Below are 16,640 nucleotides of genomic sequence, written 5' to 3' on the forward strand. Positions count from 1 at the left end.
GGCGTCACGGCGCGCACCCGACCGTGGAGGGCGCGGCGGGGCGCCGGGGCCGGAGGTGGTCCGATGACCGACCCGACGGCGGGGCTGGGCGAGGCGTGGGACCCGCTGTTCACCACGGCCGCCGGCGCCGCAGCGGCGCTCGCAGGCCCGCTCATGGCCATGGGCGTGCGGACCGCGCGCCGGCTGCTGCGCGACCCCGGCCGGCGCCCACGTCGTCGTGGCCGGGGTGCTCGCCGCGTTCGTCGCCTCGGTCGCCAACGCCTGGGTGGTGCTCGTGGAGGTCCTGCGCCGATCCGCGGCGGGCTCGCCGCCGTCCCGCCCGCGCCCAGGGATCGCCCAGCGGGGTCGCCTACGCTCGGGGTGTGAGCGTCGTCGTCGGCATCGCCGTGGTCCTGGTCGGCATCGTGGTGTCCATCGCCCTGCACGAGCTCGGGCACATGGTCCCGGCGAAGGCCTTCGGCGTGCGCGTGAGCCAGTACATGATCGGGTTCGGCCCCACCCTGTGGTCGCGCCGGCGCGGCGAGACCGAGTACGGCGTCAAGGCGATCCCGCTCGGCGGGTTCGTGCGGATGGTCGGCATGATGCCGGGCCCGCGCCCCGGCCAGCGACCCGGCCGCGGCTTCTTCGGCCAGGTGATCGACGACGCCCGCCGCGCCTCCGCCGAGGAGATCCGCCCCGGCGAGGAGCACCGGGCGTTCTACCACCTCTCGACGCCCAAGAAGCTCGTCGTGATGCTCGGCGGGCCGGTGATGAACCTCGTGCTGGCGGTCGTGCTCGCCGCGGTCGTCATGGTCGGCATCGGCGTGCAGACGCTGACGCCGACGGTGTCGGCGGTGAGCGCGTGCGTGCCGACGGCGTCCTCGACCGAGGCCGAGCCGTGCCCGGCCGGCGCCGCCGAGGCGCCCGCCGCGGCCGCCGGCCTGCGGCCGGGCGACGAGATCGTCGCCTACGACGGCGTGGCCGTCGCGTCGTGGGACGAGCTGACGGCCGCCATCGCCGAGGCCGGCACGGGCGCCCCCGTGCCGGTCGTAGTCGAGCGGGACGGCGCGCGCCAGGAGCTGCAGGTGACCCCGGTGGAGGCCACGCGCGCCGTCGCGACGGCCGACGGCGGCACCGACACCGTCACCTCCGCGTTCCTGGGCGTCTCGCCGAGCCTCGAGTACGTGCCGGCGTCGCTGTCCGAGGTGCCGCGGGCCGTGGGCCAGATGGTCGGCGCCACGGCGAGCGGCGTGGTGACGCTGCCGGTCAAGGTCGCCGAGGCGGTGGGGCAGGCGTTCAGCGCCGAGGAGCGCTCGCAGGACTCGGTGATGTCCGTCGTGGGCGTCGGCCGGGCGGCCGTCGACGTCGCCGGCGCGGACGCGAGCGTGCTGGCCCGCGTGCAGGTGATGCTCAGCCTCCTGGCGTCCCTCAACGTGGCGCTGTTCGTGTTCAACCTCATCCCGCTGCTGCCGCTGGACGGCGGGCACGTGGTCAACGCGCTGTACGAGGGCGCCCGGCGAACGGCGGCGCGGGTACGCGGCGCGCGGGCGCTGCCCGCCCCGGCCGACGTGGCGCGGATGATGCCGGTCGCGTACGTGATGTTCGTCGTCCTGCTCGGCGTCGGCGTCGCGCTCATGCTCGCTGACGTCCTCGACCCCGTGCGGATCACCTGACGCGTCGGCGCAGGTCCGCGCCGTCCGGGCGGCCGCCCGAGGGTGCCCGGCAGGTGACGCGCGGCCGACGCCCCGGTGAAGATCGCGGGGAGGTCCCGGCGCGGCGCCCGGCCGCGGCACGGCGTGTCGCCCCGGGCGCGCGATACTGGACCCGTGAGCACTGTCAACCTCGGAATGCCCGCCGCCCCGGCCCCCGTGCTGGCACCCCGCCGCAAGACCCGCAAGATCCGCGTGGGCAAGGTGGAGGTGGGCGGCGACGCTCCCATCAGCGTCCAGTCCATGACGACGACGCCGACCACGGACATCAACGCCACCCTGCAGCAGATCGCGGAGCTCACGGCCGCCGGCTGCGACATCGTGCGCGTGGCCGTCCCGTCCGCCGACGACGCCGCCGCGCTCCCGGCGATCGCGAAGAAGTCGCAGATCCCGGTGATCGCGGACATCCACTTCCAGCCCAAGTACGTGTACGCGGCGATCGACGCCGGCTGCGCGGCCGTGCGCGTGAACCCGGGCAACATCCGCAAGTTCGACGACCAGGTCAAGGAGATCGCCCAGGCGGCCAAGGACGCCGGCGTCTCCCTGCGCATCGGCGTCAACGCCGGCTCGCTCGACCCGCGCCTGCTCGCCAAGTACGGCAAGGCCACCCCGGAGGCGCTCGTCGAGTCGGCCGTGTGGGAGGCGTCGCTGTTCGAGGAGCACGACTTCCACGACTTCAAGATCTCGGTGAAGCACAACGACCCGGTGGTCATGGTCCGCGCCTACGAGCTGCTCTCCGAGCGCGGCGACTGGCCGCTGCACCTCGGCGTCACCGAGGCCGGCCCGGCGTTCCAGGGCACGATCAAGTCGGCCACCGCGTTCGGCGCGCTGCTGAGCAAGGGCATCGGCGACACGATCCGCGTGTCCCTGTCCGCGCCGCCGGTCGAGGAGGTCAAGGTCGGCAACCAGATCCTCCAGGCGCTCAACCTGCGCCCCCGCAAGCTCGAGATCGTCTCGTGCCCGTCGTGCGGCCGCGCCCAGGTCGACGTCTACTCGCTCGCCGAGAAGGTGACCGCCGGCCTCGAGGGGCTGACCGTCCCGCTGCGCGTCGCCGTCATGGGCTGCGTCGTCAACGGCCCGGGCGAGGCCCGCGAGGCCGACCTCGGCGTCGCGTCCGGCAACGGCAAGGGGCAGATCTTCGTCCGCGGCGAGGTCGTTAAGACCGTGCCCGAGGCGATGATCGTCGAGACGCTCATCGAGGAGGCCATGCGCATCGCCGACGAGATGCCGGCGCCGGAGAACGACGCGCAGGCCGGCGCCCCGGTCGTCACGGTCGGCTGACCGGGGCCGGCGTGCGACCCCCAGCGACCACCGGGATGCGGGAGGCGCGCCTGCTCGGGCCCGCCGACCTCCCGGCGGCGCTCGCGGTCTGCGCGGCCGACCCCGTGGCCGCCGTGCTCGCGGCGAACCGGCTGGAGATCGCGACGCGCGCCGGGCTGGGGGCCGCGGGCGGCCAGGTGTGGGGCTGGCCCGCCGGGGGGCCGCTGCGGGCGGTCTGCTGGTCGGGCGCGAACCTCGTGCCGGTGGTCCCCGACCCCGGCGACGTGCCGGAGGCGATCGAGGCGTTCGCCCTCGCGGCCCGCCGGCAGGGGCGGCGGTCGTCGTCGATCGTGGGGGAGTCGGGCGCGGCGCTGGGGCTGTGGAACCGGCTCGAGGCGCACTGGCCGCCCGCCCGCGAGGTGCGCGCGCACCAGCCGTCGCTCGCCATCGACCACGACCCGGACGTCGAGCCCGACCCGCGCGTGCGGCTCTCGCGGGCCGACGAGCTGGCGGTCGTCCTGCCCGCCTGCATCGCGATGTTCACCGAGGAGGTGGGCTACTCGCCCGTCGCCGGTGGGGGCACCGCGTACCGCGAGCGCGTGCGCTCGCTCATCGACGAGCGCCGCTCCTACGTGAGCATCGAGCGCCCCGACGGCGTGCCGGGCGGCGAGGCGCTCGTCGCCTTCAAGGCCGAGCTCGGCGCCGTGGCCCTCGGCGTCGCCCAGGTGCAGGGCGTGTGGGTGGACCCGCAGTTCCGGGGCCGCGGCTGGTCCGAGTCGGGGATGGCCGCCGTCGTCGCCGACGCCCGGGCGCGCGTGGCGCCGGTCGTGTCCCTCTACGTCAACGGGTACAACTCCCGCGCCCTGCGCTCCTACCTGCGGGTCGGCTTCGAGCAGGTGGGCACCTACGCGACGGTGCTGTTCTGACGCGCTACTTGAGCAGCCGGGACAGCCGCCGGTCGGCGAGCACCTGGCCGCCGGTCTGGCAGGTGGGGCAGTACTGCATCGACCGGTCGGCGAACGACACCTCGCGCACCGTGCCGCCGCACACCGGGCAGGCCTCGCCCGTGCGGCCGTGCACCCGCATCCCGGCGCGCTTGGCGTCCTTGAGCTCCTTCGCCGGCCTGCCCGACGACGCCGCGACCGCCTCCGTCAGCGTGCCGACCACCGCCGCGTGCAGCGCCGTCGTCTCGTCCGGCGTGAAGGAGCGGGTCAGCTTGTAGGGCGAGAACCGGGCGACGTGCAGGATCTCGTCGGAGTAGGCGTTGCCGATCCCCGCGACCGCCGACTGGTCCCGCAGCAGCCCCTTGACCTGCTGGTTGCGCGCCGCCAGGAGCGCCGCCAGCGCCTCGACGGTGAACGCGTCGGACAGCGGCTCGACGCCCAGGGTGCGCACCTGCTCGACGTCGTCGGGGGAGCGGACCACGTGCACCGCCAGCCGCTTGGTCGTGCCCGCCTCCGTGAGGTCGAACCCCGACCCGTCGTCGAGCCGCACCCGCAGCGCGACCACCGCCCCGCGGGCGGAGCCGCCGAGCCGCGGCCGCACCGCGGTGGCGGGCACCTCGTCGTACCAGCGCAGCCAGCCGCCGCGGGACAGGTGCGCCAGCAGGTGCGGGTCGACGCCGTCGTCGTCGAACGTGGCCATGTCCAGCCACTTGCCGTGCCGGGCCCAGCCCCGCACGGTGGCGCCCACCAGCGACGCGACCGGCGGGTCGTACGTCTTGAGCGCAGCGATGTTCCCCACGTCGGCACCGACGACGGTGCGGCCGACGGTCCGCTCGCCCAGGAACCGGGCGAGCGCCTCCACCTCGGGCAGCTCGGGCATGGGCTCATCGTGGCGCACGACACCACCAGAGGCGCGCCGGGCGCGGCCGCGGCGTGCCGGGCCCGGCGCCCGGCCGTCCGGGAGCGGGCCCGCGCGCCGATATCCTGGGCGCCATGTCTTCTGCGTCCGTCCCCGGTGGGACCACGAAGGGCGACCTGCTGCGCCTGTCCAGCCTCTTCGTCCGCACGCTGCGGGAGGACCCGGCCGACGCCGAGGTCGCCTCGCACAAGCTGCTCGTGCGGGCCGGCTACATCCGCCGCGCGGCGCCGGGCATCTACACGTGGCTGCCGCTGGGCCTGCGCGTGCTGCGCAAGATCGAGGCGATCGTGCGCGAGGAGATGGACGCCATCGGCGGGCAGGAGGTGCACTTCCCGGCGCTGCTGCCCCGTGAGCCGTACGAGGCCACGGGGCGCTGGGAGGAGTACGGGCCCAACCTCTTCCGGCTCAAGGACCGCAAGGAGGCCGACTACCTCCTGGCGCCCACGCACGAGGAGATGTTCACCCTGCTGGTCAAGGACCTGTACTCCTCGTACAAGGACCTGCCGGCGATCATCTACCAGATCCAGACCAAGTACCGCGACGAGGCCCGCCCCCGCGCCGGGCTCATCCGCGGGCGCGAGTTCGTGATGAAGGACTCCTACTCCTTCGACCACACGGACGCCGGCCTGGACGCCTCCTACGCCAAGCACCGCGACGCCTACGAGCGGATCTTCCAGCGCCTCGGGCTCGACTACGTCATCGTCTCGGCGGTGTCCGGGGCCATGGGCGGCTCGCGCTCGGAGGAGTTCCTCTCGCCGTCGCCCATCGGCGAGGACACGTTCGTGCGCTCCGCCGGCGGGTACGCCGCCAACGTCGAGGCCGTCGCGACGCCGGTGCCCGAGCCCGTGCCGTACGACGACGCCCCGGCCGCGCACGTCGAGGACACCCCCGACACCCCCACGATCGACACGCTCGTCGAGGTGGCGAACGCCAAGTTCCCGCGCCCGGACCGGGCGTGGACGGCGGCGGACACCCTCAAGAACGTCGTGCTGGCGCTGACGCACCCGGGCGGGCGGCGCGAGCTCGTCGTCGTCGGCCTGCCCGGCGACCGCGAGGTGGACCTCAAGCGCCTCGAGGCCGCCGTCGCGCCGGCCGAGGCCGAGGCCGCCACCGAGGCCGACTTCGCCGCGCACCCGCACCTGGTCAAGGGCTACATCGGCCCCGGCGCGCTGGGCCCCCAGGGGCCGCAGCGCACCGACGAGGACGGCACCACCTACCCGGTGATCCGCTACCTGCTCGACCCGCGGGTCGTGCCCGGGACCCGCTGGATCACCGGCGCCGACGAGCCCGGCCGGCACGTCTTCGACCTCGTCGCCGGCCGCGACTTCACCGCCGACGGCACCATCGAGGCCGCCGAGGTGCGCGCCGGCGACCCGGCTCCCGACGGCTCGGGCCCGCTGGAGCTCGCGCGCGGCATCGAGATGGGCCACATCTTCCAGCTCGGCCGCAAGTACGCCCAGGCCCTGGGCCTCAACGTGCTCGACGAGAACGGCAAGCAGGTCGTGGTGACCATGGGCTCCTACGGCATCGGCGTGACGCGCGCGCTCGCGGCGCTCGCGGAGGCCAACCACGACGAGCGCGGCCTGGCCTGGCCCGCGCAGGTGGCGCCCGCGCACGTGCACGTCGTGGCCACCGGCAAGGGCACCGAGGTGTTCGAGGCCGCCGAGCGCATCGCGCAGGGGCTGGCCGCGCGCGGCGTCGAGGTCGTCTACGACGACCGGCCCAAGGTCTCGCCGGGCGTGAAGTTCGCCGACGCCGAGCTGCTCGGCGTGCCGCTGCTGCTCGTGGTCGGGCGCGGCCTGGCGGACGGTGTCGTCGAGGTGCGCCTGCGCGCCGGCGAGGCCGAGCAGGTGGCGGTCGACGACGCCGTGGAGGTCGCCGTGCGCCGCGTGGCCGAGCTCCTCGGCTGACGTTCGGCTGACGGCGGCGCCCCCGTCGCCCGGCCTCGGGCGGCGCCCCCGCCGGGCGCCCTCGGGCGGCGCCCCGCACGACGCCCGGGTCGTCACGACCCGGGCGTCGTCGTCGGTGCGGCGGTGGGGGAGGCGCTCTAGCTCGGGGAGGCGCTCGGGGAGGCGCTCGGGGAGGCGCTCGGCGCCGCCGACGCCGCCGATGCCTCGGGCATGCCCGGCAGGTCCGCGGGGTCGTCGCCCCAGGCGTCGAGCGTCAGGGCGCCGTCGGCGAGCAGGTCGACCAGCACGGTGCGCGTGCCGGCGGCGGTGGTGCCGACGAGGCTCGCGTATCCGGTCGCCAGCCCCTGCTCCAGCAGCCGCACCAGGGCGGCGTCGTCGAGGTCGCCCGGCACGGCGTAGGCGACCCGCCGCGGGTCCTGGTCGGTGCCGTCGAGGCGGCCCAGCACCGCCCAGTCCTGGGCGCGGTCGCGGTGGACGCGGGCGCGCTCGGCCAGCCGCCGGCGCCCGTCGCCCGACGCCTGCGCCGCGCGCAGCTCGAGGGCGTACCCGGCGGCGTCCTCGGACGCCACGAGCGCGGCGAGGTCGTCGGCCGTCAGGCCCTCGGGGGCCCGGTCGGCGCCGGCGTCCGGCGAGCTCGTCGCGACCGGCGTCGACGCGTCGTCGGACGGGGACGGCGAGACGCTCGGCGACGGCGTGGCGGTGGGCACGACGGGCGCCGTGCGTCGCGCCACCGGGACGCCCGCGGCCTCCGCCAGGCGGGCGGCCGAGACCCGCTGCGCCGCCGACACCGACGCCAGCAGCCGCGCCAGCGGGCCGTCCGACGTCGTGCCGGCGGCGGCCCGGGTGCGTGCCGCCGCGTCCCCGAGCGCGGCGACGACGTCCGCGGGCGTGGCGCTCACCGCGCTCGGCGACGGGGACGCGGCCCCGGAGGGGTCGTCGGCGACGTCCTCGGACAGGTCGTCGGGGATGCCGGACTCGTAGACGCCGCCCAGCGCGGCGGCGTGCTCGCGCGACTGCTCGGCCACGCGCTCCAGCTCCGCGGCGACGGCGTCCGACGGCGCGGAGCCCGCGGCGGGCGCGGCGGCGGCGTCGGCGTCCTGCGCCACGAGGAGCGCGTCGTCCACGGCCGTGCGCCGCACCTGCTCGAGCGCCCCGGGGACGGGCTCGCCGGGCGGGGCCGTCTCCACGCGCAGGCCGCACCCGCCCAGGGTCGCGCCGAGCGCCACGGCGACCAGCGCGGCCGCGACGCGACGGCCCGGGCGCCCGCGGCGCACGGCCCCGGACGCTGCGGCGGGCTCGGCCGCCGGCGGTGCGGCGGGCGCGGGGCGGACGGCGGGCGCGGGGCGGACGGCGCGCGCGGCGCCCGGCAGGGGTTCCATCGCCGCCGATGATGCCACGCACGACGGCCGGTCCGGCGCGGCCCGCGGGCGGGTTCCGGTCGCGGCGCGAGGCGGTGGTCCGGTTCGTTACCCTTGACCTCGCACAACAACAACACACCGGTCGTGCCGGACCCGGGCGTGAGACGAGCACGATGCCGGCGGGAGGCAGACGATGACGGAGCAGGGCCGCGGGAACGTGGCGGACGCGGTGCGCGAGGTCGTGGGACCGGTGGTCACCGGCGCCGGGCTGTGGCTCGAGGACGTCCAGGTCTCGCGGGCGGGCGCGCGCTCGGTCGTGCGCATCACCCTCGACCTGCCCGAGGACGCGGTCGGCAGCCTCGACTCCGACACCCTCGGCGAGGCCTCGCGCGAGGTGTCCGCGGCGCTCGACGCCGACGACGTCGTGCCCGGTGTGTACACCCTCGAGGTCTCGACGCCCGGCACGTCCCGGCCGCTGACGCAGCCGCGCCACTTCCGGCGCGCGCGCACGCGGCTGGTGACGCTGCAGCTGGTCGACGGCGGGTCCGTGACCGGCCGGCTGACCGACGTCGTCGACGACGGCGACGGTCCGGTGCTGGTGCTCGAGGACGGCGCGCGCGTGCCGCTCGACCGGGTCCGCAGGGGCAAGGTCGAGGTCGAGCTCAAGCGCCTCGAGGACGACGATGACGCCGACGGCGACGCCGCGGCCGACGACGCGGGCGAGCCCCGCACCCAGGAGGGCTGACATGGACATCGACATGAGCACGCTGCGGCTGCTGGAGCGCGAGAGGGACATCAGCCTCGACGTGCTGGTCGAGGCGATCGAGCAGGCTCTCCTGTCCGCCTACCACCGCACCCCGGACGCCCACCGCAGCGCCCGCGTGGAGCTCGACCGCCGCTCCGGCCACGTGACCGTGTGGGCGCGCGAGGAGATCCGCACCCCGGACCCCGAGGACCCGGAGGCGCACCCGCGCGTCGACCTGGGCCCGGAGTTCGACGACACCCCGCACGACTTCGGCCGCATCGCCACGGCGACGGCGCGCCAGGTCATCGTGCAGCGCCTGCGCGACGCCGAGGACGACCAGGTGCTCGGCATGTTCCGCGGCAAGGAGGGCGAGGTCCTGGCCGGCGTCATCCAGCAGGGCCGCGACCCGCGCGTCGTGCTCGTCGACGTCGGCGGCACCGAGGCGGTGCTGCCGCCGCACGAGCAGGTGCCGACCGAGGAGTACGCGCACGGCGAGCGCCTGCGCGGCTTCGTGGTCGAGGTGTCGCGCGGCATGAAGGGCGCCCAGGTGACGCTGTCGCGCACGCACCCGGGCCTCGTGCGCAAGCTGTTCGAGCTCGAGGTGCCCGAGGTCGCGGACGGCTCGGTGGAGATCATGGCGGTGGCCCGCGAGGCGGGGCACCGCACCAAGGTGGCCGTGCGGTCGAAGGTCGCCGGCCTCAACGCCAAGGGCGCCTGCATCGGTCCGATGGGCGCGCGCGTGCGCGCCGTCATGACCGAGCTGCGCGGCGAGAAGATCGACATCGTCGACTGGAGCGAGGACCCGGCGCGGTTCGTCGCCAACGCCCTGTCGCCGGCGCGCGTGACCTCGGTCACGGTCGTCGACCGCGAGGCCCGTGCCGCGCGCGTCGTCGTGCCGGACTACCAGCTGTCGCTCGCGATCGGCAAGGAGGGGCAGAACGCCCGCCTCGCCGCGAAGCTGACCGGGTGGCGGATCGACATCCGGTCCGACGCCGAGGGCGCCGACGCCGGCGCCGCCGCCGGCCAGGGCGGCCGGGAGCGCGACGACTCGTGACGGGTCGCGGTCCCGCCGGGGCCGACCCGCGCGCTAGACTGTCCAGGACCGGGCCGCGCGCCCAGGACCCTGCACACCCCCGCACCCCCTCTCCGGCCCCTCCGGCCGGCCCGGTGCGGACGTGCGTCGGGTGCCGGGAGCGCGACCTGCGGTCGGCACTCCTGCGGCTGGTCCTCGCACCGGCCACCACGGCGCCGCCGTCGTCGCCCGAGGGCGGCCCGGCGGTGGTGGTGGACGAGCGCAAGGCCCTGCCGGGGCGCGGCGCCTGGCTCCACCCGGACCGTGCCTGCCTGGACCTCGCCGTGCGACGGCGGGCCGTGCCGCGCGCGCTGCGCACGGCCGGGCCGCTGGACCTGGAGACGGTCCGGGACTATCTGGAGCGTCACGGCCGTTGAAGAACCGTCCCGACCGGGACCCACCAGGGGTCCCGGCCGCACCACGTGTACGTCGACAAGGAAGCGGGTCAGAAGCCGATGGGCACCCGATGAGTCCCCTGCGATGAGTACTCGTTACTGACGACGGTCCTTCCTGCCTGCCTCGGGGAGGGCCGAGACAGGAGAGATGTGGCAAAGATTCGTGTCTCCGCGCTCGCTAAGGAGCTCGGGAAGACGAGCAAGGAGCTCCTCGCCGCGCTGAAGGAGGCCGGTGAGTACGTGAGCTCGGCGTCCTCGACGCTCGAGGCGCCGGTCGAGCGCTCGATGCGCGAGAAGTTCAAGGACTCGGCCCCCGCGGCCAGGTCCGAAGCCCCCGCGAAGCCCGCGGCGAAGCCGGCCCCCAAGCCTGCTGCGGCCGCGGCGCCCCAGCCCGCCGCCGAGGCCGCCCCGGCCCCGGCCGCGCCTGCTGAGGCGTCCGCGCCGTCCGCGCCCGCCCCGGCGGCCTCGTCCGCGCCCCTTCCGGGCGCGCCGCGGCCCGCCGCGCCGAAGCCCGCCGAGGCCCCCGCGCAGCCCGAGGCGCCCGCCGCCTCGGCCGCGCCGACGCGCCCTGCCGCCCCGCGGCCGGGTGCCCCGACGCCGGGCCCGCGCCCGTCGCGTCCGGCCCCGGCGGACGGTGGTCGTCCCGGCGGTCGCCAGGACGGCGGCCGTTCCGGTGGCCGTCAGGACGGTGGCCGCCAGGGTGGCGGTCAGCCCCGTCCGGGCAACAACCCGTTCGCCTCGAGCCAGGGGATGCCGCGTCCCGGCGCCCCGCGCCCGGGCAACAACCCGTTCGCGTCCAGCCAGGGCATGCCGCGTCCGGGCCAGCGTCCCGACCGGGGCGAGGCCCCGGCGGCCGCCTCCGGCGAGCGTCCCGGCGGTCCCCGTCCGGGCGGTCCCCGTCCCGGCGGCCCGCGTCCCGCGGCGCCGCGTCCGGGCGGTCCGCGCCCGAACCCCGGCATGATGCCGACCCGTTCCTCCATGCCGCGTCCGGGCGAGCGCCCGGCCGGTGCCGGTGCCGGCGGCCGCGGCCGTCCCGGTGGCGGCGGAGGCGGCGGCGGCGGCTTCGCCGGCCGTCCGGGCGGTGGCGGTGGCTTCGCCGGCCGTCCCGGCGGCGGTGGCCGCGGTGGCGCAGGTCGCGGCTCCACGCAGGGTGCCTTCGGGCGCGCCGGGGGCCGTCCGGTCCGCGGGCGCAAGTCGAAGCGCGCGAAGCGGCAGGAGTTCGAGCAGATGCAGGCGCCGTCGCTCGGCGGCGTCAGCGTCCCCCGCGGCAACGGCGAGACGGTCGTCCGCCTGCGCCAGGGTGCCTCGCTCAACGACTTCGCCGACAAGATCGACGCGAACCCCGCGTCGCTCGTGACGGTGCTGTTCCACCTCGGTGAGATGGCCACGGCGACGCAGTCGCTCGACGAGGCCACGTTCGGCGTCCTCGGCGAGGAGCTCGGCTACAAGATCGAGATGGTCTCGGCCGAGGAGGAGGACCGCGAGCTGCTCGGGTCCTTCGCCATCGACCTGGACGCCGAGCTCGAGGCGGAGTCCGACGAGGACCTCGCCGCGCGCCCGCCGGTCGTCACGGTCATGGGTCACGTCGACCACGGAAAGACCAAGCTCCTCGACGCCATCCGCTCCACGGACGTCGTCGCGGGCGAGGCCGGCGGCATCACCCAGCACATCGGTGCCTACCAGGTGCGCACGGAGCACGAGGGCCTCGACCGGGCCATCACGTTCATCGACACCCCGGGTCACGAGGCGTTCACCGCCATGCGTGCCCGTGGCGCGCAGGTGACGGACATCGCGATCCTCGTGGTCGCGGCGGACGACGGCGTGATGCCCCAGACGATCGAGGCGCTCAACCACGCCCAGGCGGCGAACGTGCCGATCGTGGTCGCGGTGAACAAGGTGGACAAGGAGGGGGCCAACCCCGCCAAGATCCGCCAGCAGCTCACCGAGTACAACCTGGTGGCCGAGGAGTACGGCGGCGACACCATGTTCGTCGACGTCTCCGCCAAGCAGCGGATGGGCATCGACGACCTGCTCTCGGCCGTCCTGCTCACCGCCGACGCCTCGCTGGACCTGCGGGCGAACCCGGACAAGGACGCGCGCGGCGTCGCGATCGAGGCCAACCTCGACCGCGGCCGCGGTGCCGTGGCCACGGTGCTGGTCCAGTCGGGCACGCTGCACGTCGGCGACGCCATCGTCGCGGGCACGGCCCACGGCCGCGTCCGGGCGATGTTCGACGAGCATGGCAACGCGGTGACCGCCGCGGAGCCGGCCCGCCCCGTCCAGGTGCTGGGTCTGTCCTCGGTGCCGAGCGCCGGCGACACGTTCCTGGTCGCCCCGGACGAGCGCACCGCCCGGCAGATCGCCGAGAAGCGCGAGGCCGCCGAGCGTGCCGCCCTCCTGGCCAAGCGCCGCAAGCGCATCAGCCTCGAGGACTTCACCAAGGCGCTCGAGCAGGGCAAGGTCGAGACGCTCAACCTCGTCATCAAGGGCGACGTGTCCGGTGCCGTCGAGGCGCTGGAGGACTCGCTGCTCAAGATCGACGTGGGCGACGAGGTCCAGCTGCGGGTCATCCACCGCGGCGTCGGCGCGATCACGCAGAACGACGTGAACCTGGCCACGGTGGACAACGCCGTGATCATCGGCTTCAACGTCAAGTTCGGCGAGCGCGTCGAGGACCTGGCCGACCGCGAGGGCGTCGAGGTCAAGTTCTACTCGGTCATCTACCAGGCGATCGAGGACGTCGAGGCCGCCCTCAAGGGCATGCTCAAGCCGGAGTACGAGGAGGTCCAGCTCGGGACCGCGGAGATCCGCCAGGTCTTCCGCTCCTCGAAGTTCGGCAACATCGCCGGTTCGATCATCCGCTCGGGCACCATCCGACGGAACTCGAAGGCGCGCGTGCTGCGCAACGGCACGGTCGTCGGGGACAACCTGTCGATCGAGTCGCTGCGCCGCGAGAAGGACGACGTCACCGAGGTCCGCGAGGGCTTCGAGTGCGGTATCGGCCTCGGCGCGTACAACGACATCACCGAGGGCGACGTCATCGAGACCTTCGAGATGCGCGAGAAGCCGCGCGTCTGACGCCGCCCCGACGTCTCGTGGCCCGGGTGCCCTGCCAGCGGCAGGGCGCCCGGGCCACGGGCGTCCACGACACCATCCCGGGAGGGAACCGACTCATGGCCGAGAACCCGCGCGCCCGCCGGCTGGCGGACCGCATCAAGGTGATCGTCGCGCAGCTGCTCGACACGCGGATCAAGGACCCGCGGCTCGGGTTCGTCACGATCACGGACGTGCGCGTCACCGGTGACCTGCAGAACGCCTCGATCTTCTACACCGTCTACGGCGACGACACCGAGCGGGCCGGCACGGCCGCCGCGCTCGAGAGCGCCAAGGGCCTGGTGCGCTCGGAGGTCGGCAAGCAGACCGGCGTGCGCCTCACCCCGGCGATCGAGTTCCACCTCGACGCCGTGCCCGAGACGGCCGCGCACCTGACGGCCGCGCTCGACGAGGCCCGCCGGCGCGACGCCGAGCTGGCCGCGCTGCGCGAGGGCAAGGACTACGCCGGCGGCGAGGACCCGTACCGCAAGCCCGCCGAGGACGACGACGTCGACGCCCTCGGGGGCGCCCTCGCGGACGACCTCGCGGACGACCTCGGCGCCGACGACGACCGCCGCGCCTGAGGTCGCCCGCGCCGTGACCACCGCGACCAGCGACACCCCGCGCCCGCCGCGGCGCCCGACGGCGCCCGACGGCCTGCTCGTGGTCGACAAGCCCGCCGGGTGGACCAGCCACGACGTGGTCGGGCGCGTCCGGCGGCTCGCCGGCACCCGCCGCGTCGGTCACGCCGGGACCCTCGACCCGATGGCCACCGGCGTGCTCGTCGTCGGCGTGGGCCGGGCCACGCGCCTGCTCACCTACGTGGTCGGGGCGGACAAGGCGTACGACGCCACGGTCCGCCTCGGCGTCGGGACCACCACGGACGACGCCGAGGGGGAGGTGACCGCCCGCCCCGGCGCCGCCGGCGTGACCGACGACGCCGTCCGGCGGGCCGTCGCCGACCTCACCGGCGACATCCTCCAGGTGCCCACCGCCGTCTCGGCGATCAAGGTGGACGGGCGCCGCGCCTACGCGCGCGTCCGGGCGGGGGAGGAGGTGGAGCTGGCGGCCCGGCCCGTCACGGTGCACCGGTTCGAGGTGCTGGCCGCGCGGCCCGGGGACGCCGACGGCGTGCCCGTGCTCGACCTGGACGTCGAGGTCGTGGTGTCCTCCGGCACGTACGTGCGCGCGCTGGCCCGCGACCTCGGCGCCGCGCTCGGCACCGCCGGGCACCTCACGGCCCTGCGGCGCACGCGCGTCGGCGGGCACGCGCTCGCCGCGGCGCGCACCCTCGAGCAGCTCGAGGCCCAGGCCGACGCCGACGGGGTGCTGGCCACGATCCCGCTGGCGGAGGCCGCGCGGGCGACCTTCCCCGTGCGCGAGGTCACCGCGGCCGAGGCCGCGGACCTCGGGTTCGGCCGGTGGGTGGCGCCCACCGGCGCCCCGGGCACCGTGGCCGCCGTCTCGCCGGCCGGCGAGCTGGTGGCGCTGCTCGAGGACGCCCGGCGCCGGGGCGAGGACCTGGCCCGGCCCGTCCTGGTGCTGGCCCCGGCCGGGGGCTGACCGACCCGGACCCGACCCGACGAACCCGGCTCGACGGGCTCGACCTACCCGGACCCGGCCGCCCGGGGCGGCGGGCTACCCTTGACGGTCGACACCCGGCGCAGGCCGGACGACGACGAGGAGCGACGCGCGTGCAGGTGTGGCAGGACCTGGCCCAGGTCCCCGACGACCTCGGGTCGTCCGTCGTGACGATCGGCAACTTCGACGGCGTCCATCGCGGGCACCAGGCGGTGCTCGGCCGCGTCGTGGGCCTCGCCCGCGGCGACCGGCGGGCGGCCGTCGCCCTGACGTTCGACCCGCACCCCGCGCAGGTGCACCGCCCGGAGCAGGCGCCCGAGCTGCTCACGGGCCTCGACGACCGCCTCGAGCTGCTCGCCGCCACGGGGCTCGACGGCGTCCTGCTGGTGCGCTACACGCTGGACCTCGCGGCGCTCACGCCCGAGGAGTTCGTCACCCGCTACCTCGTCGAGGGGCTGCGCGCCCGCACCGTCGTGGTCGGCCACGACGTGCGGTTCGGCAAGAGCAACTCCGGCACGCTCGCCACGATGGTCGAGCTCGGGGGCCGGCACGGCTTCGAGGTCGTCGCCGTCGACGACGTCGGCCGCCTCGTGCCGCCGGGCGCCGGGGCCGGGGTGCGCTGGTCGAGCTCCGCCGCCCGCGCGCTGCTCGCCGAGGGTGACGTGGCCGGGGCCGCCGACGTGCTCGGCCGGCCGCACCGGGTGCGCGGCGTCGTCGTGCACGGCGACGCCCGCGGGCGGCAGCTCGGCTACCCCACGGCGAACCTGGGGGAGATCCGCGGCATGGTCCCGGCCGACGGCGTCTACGCCGGCCGCCTGCTGCGCCCCTCGCTGCCGGCGGACCACCCCGACGCGGTGCTGCCGGCCGCGGTGTCCGTCGGGACCAACCCGACCTTCGACGGCGTGGAGCGCCGGGTCGAGGCGTACGTGCTCGACCGCACCGACCTGGACCTGTACGACGAGGAGGTCGTGCTGGAGCTCGTCGCCCACCTGCGGCCCACGCTGCGGTTCGACGGCGTGGACCCGTTGGTGGCGCAGATGCGCCTGGACGTGGAGCGGGCGCGGGAGATCCTGGGCGCTCCCGCGGCCTGACCGTGCCGCCGCGTCGACGCTGGTAGACTGCTGGGGCCGTCAGAACGGCCGCGGACCGAGAGCGCCCGGCGGAACAGCCCCGGAGCACCGCGCAACGACACCAAGGAGAGCCATGCCGCTCGACTCTGCCACCAAGCAGCGCATCATGACCGAGTACGCGACGCACGAGGGCGACACCGGCTCGCCCGAGGTGCAGATCGCGCTCCTCTCGCAGCGCATCAAGGACCTGACCGAGCACCTCAAGACCCACAAGCACGACCACCACAGCCGCCGCGGGCTGCTGCTGCTGGTCGGCCAGCGCCGTCGTCTGCTGGGCTACCTGCAGAAGATCGACATCCAGCGCTACCGCTCGCTGATCGAGCGCCTCGGCCTGCGCCGCTGACACTCCCGACCCAGCCCGGTCCCTGCTGCAGGGGCCGGGCTGGTCTGGTGAGATAGTCCCGTATACCACCACAGCCGCGCCGGCGCTCGTCCGGTCCTCGGTAGTGGCTCCCCGAACCCCCGTGCGGCCTGCGCCGCGGCGGACGGGCCGACGGCCCGGGTGTCGGAGGGCCTCGATCGAAGACCGCCGAGGCTCGGCGCCC

At 75.8% G+C, this 16,640-nt stretch carries 14 protein-coding genes; 12 read left to right on the forward strand and 2 right to left on the reverse strand.

Features of this window, described 5'->3' with window-relative positions:
* The first annotated feature begins 362 nt into the window (after window positions 1–362).
* From U5M74_RS07765 to U5M74_RS07775, 3 genes are all read left to right on the forward strand, one after another.
* On the forward strand, window positions 363–1,652 hold the full coding sequence (locus U5M74_RS07765; RefSeq protein WP_410907767.1) for a M50 family metallopeptidase: 1,290 nt from the start codon (window positions 363–365) through the stop codon (window positions 1,650–1,652).
* 174 nt (window positions 1,653–1,826) lie between these two features.
* Entirely contained in the window at window positions 1,827–2,969 is a 1,143-nt protein-coding gene (gene ispG, locus U5M74_RS07770; RefSeq protein ID WP_069984290.1) for a flavodoxin-dependent (E)-4-hydroxy-3-methylbut-2-enyl-diphosphate synthase, read from the forward strand.
* 11 nt (window positions 2,970–2,980) lie between these two features.
* Complete coding sequence (locus U5M74_RS07775) at window positions 2,981–3,874, forward strand: GNAT family N-acetyltransferase (protein ID WP_410907769.1); 894 nt, start codon at window positions 2,981–2,983, stop codon at window positions 3,872–3,874.
* 4 nt (window positions 3,875–3,878) lie between these two features.
* Here U5M74_RS07775 and U5M74_RS07780 read toward each other — a convergent pair whose 3' ends face one another.
* On the reverse strand, window positions 3,879–4,772 hold the full coding sequence (locus U5M74_RS07780; protein WP_410907771.1) for an Fpg/Nei family DNA glycosylase: 894 nt from the start codon (window positions 4,770–4,772) through the stop codon (window positions 3,879–3,881).
* A gap of 113 nt (window positions 4,773–4,885) precedes the next feature.
* On the opposite strand from U5M74_RS07780, the gene U5M74_RS07785 reads away from it, so the two are divergent.
* On the forward strand, window positions 4,886–6,721 hold the full coding sequence (locus tag U5M74_RS07785; RefSeq protein WP_410907773.1) for a proline--tRNA ligase: 1,836 nt from the start codon (window positions 4,886–4,888) through the stop codon (window positions 6,719–6,721).
* A 137-nt stretch (window positions 6,722–6,858) separates the two neighbouring features.
* Here the strand turns inward: U5M74_RS07785 and U5M74_RS07790 are convergent, their stop codons facing one another.
* Entirely contained in the window at window positions 6,859–8,100 is a 1,242-nt protein-coding gene (locus U5M74_RS07790) for a DUF4439 domain-containing protein (RefSeq protein ID WP_410907775.1), read from the reverse strand.
* A 172-nt stretch (window positions 8,101–8,272) separates the two neighbouring features.
* Here U5M74_RS07790 and rimP point away from each other — a divergent pair, with 172 nt between their 5' ends.
* The 8 genes from rimP (at window position 8,273) to rpsO (ending at window position 16,438) form a co-directional block, all read left to right on the forward strand.
* Window positions 8,273–8,824, forward strand: coding sequence for a ribosome maturation factor RimP (rimP, locus tag U5M74_RS07795; protein WP_410907777.1), 552 nt, complete (start codon window positions 8,273–8,275; stop codon window positions 8,822–8,824).
* Window position 8,825: 1 nt separating this feature from the next.
* Complete coding sequence (gene nusA, locus U5M74_RS07800) at window positions 8,826–9,878, forward strand: transcription termination factor NusA (RefSeq protein WP_410907779.1); 1,053 nt, start codon at window positions 8,826–8,828, stop codon at window positions 9,876–9,878.
* A gap of 113 nt (window positions 9,879–9,991) precedes the next feature.
* On the forward strand, window positions 9,992–10,273 hold the full coding sequence (locus tag U5M74_RS07805) for a YlxR family protein (RefSeq protein ID WP_410907781.1): 282 nt from the start codon (window positions 9,992–9,994) through the stop codon (window positions 10,271–10,273).
* Between the two features lie 168 nt (window positions 10,274–10,441).
* Entirely contained in the window at window positions 10,442–13,369 is a 2,928-nt protein-coding gene (gene infB, locus U5M74_RS07810; RefSeq protein WP_410907783.1) for a translation initiation factor IF-2, read from the forward strand.
* A gap of 95 nt (window positions 13,370–13,464) precedes the next feature.
* Window positions 13,465–13,968: a 30S ribosome-binding factor RbfA gene (gene rbfA / locus U5M74_RS07815; protein ID WP_410907785.1), complete on the forward strand. Its 504-nt coding sequence runs from the start codon at window positions 13,465–13,467 to the stop codon at window positions 13,966–13,968.
* Between the two features lie 13 nt (window positions 13,969–13,981).
* Window positions 13,982–14,947, forward strand: coding sequence for a tRNA pseudouridine(55) synthase TruB (gene truB / locus U5M74_RS07820; protein WP_410907787.1), 966 nt, complete (start codon window positions 13,982–13,984; stop codon window positions 14,945–14,947).
* A 131-nt stretch (window positions 14,948–15,078) separates the two neighbouring features.
* Window positions 15,079–16,056 carry a bifunctional riboflavin kinase/FAD synthetase gene (locus U5M74_RS07825; protein ID WP_410907789.1) on the forward strand — a complete coding sequence of 326 codons (978 nt, stop codon included), beginning with the start codon at window positions 15,079–15,081 and terminating at the stop codon, window positions 16,054–16,056.
* Window positions 16,057–16,168: 112 nt separating this feature from the next.
* The gene (gene rpsO, locus U5M74_RS07830) at window positions 16,169–16,438 is read left to right on the forward strand and encodes a 30S ribosomal protein S15 (RefSeq protein WP_069983840.1); all 270 of its coding nucleotides are present in this window, start codon (window positions 16,169–16,171) and stop codon (window positions 16,436–16,438) included.
* Window positions 16,439–16,640 lie beyond the last annotated feature (202 nt).

Origin of the sequence: Puerhibacterium sp. TATVAM-FAB25 (genome assembly GCF_046535855.1) — a bacterium.
Classification (GTDB): domain Bacteria; phylum Actinomycetota; class Actinomycetes; order Actinomycetales; family Cellulomonadaceae; genus Puerhibacterium; species Puerhibacterium variabilis_A.

Coding starts and splice junctions, on each gene's coding strand:
- nusA (WP_410907779.1), top strand. CDS start 8,826: ATGGACATCGACATGAGCACGCTGCGGCTGCTGGAGCGCGAGAGGGAC.
- rbfA (WP_410907785.1), top strand. CDS start 13,465: ATGGCCGAGAACCCGCGCGCCCGCCGGCTGGCGGACCGCATCAAGGTG.
- rpsO (WP_069983840.1), top strand. CDS start 16,169: ATGCCGCTCGACTCTGCCACCAAGCAGCGCATCATGACCGAGTACGCG.
- U5M74_RS07785 (WP_410907773.1), top strand. CDS start 4,886: ATGTCTTCTGCGTCCGTCCCCGGTGGGACCACGAAGGGCGACCTGCTG.
- U5M74_RS07790 (WP_410907775.1), bottom strand. CDS start 8,100: ATGGAACCCCTGCCGGGCGCCGCGCGCGCCGTCCGCCCCGCGCCCGCC.
- U5M74_RS07780 (WP_410907771.1), bottom strand. CDS start 4,772: ATGCCCGAGCTGCCCGAGGTGGAGGCGCTCGCCCGGTTCCTGGGCGAG.
- ispG (WP_069984290.1), top strand. CDS start 1,827: ATGCCCGCCGCCCCGGCCCCCGTGCTGGCACCCCGCCGCAAGACCCGC.
- rimP (WP_410907777.1), top strand. CDS start 8,273: ATGACGGAGCAGGGCCGCGGGAACGTGGCGGACGCGGTGCGCGAGGTC.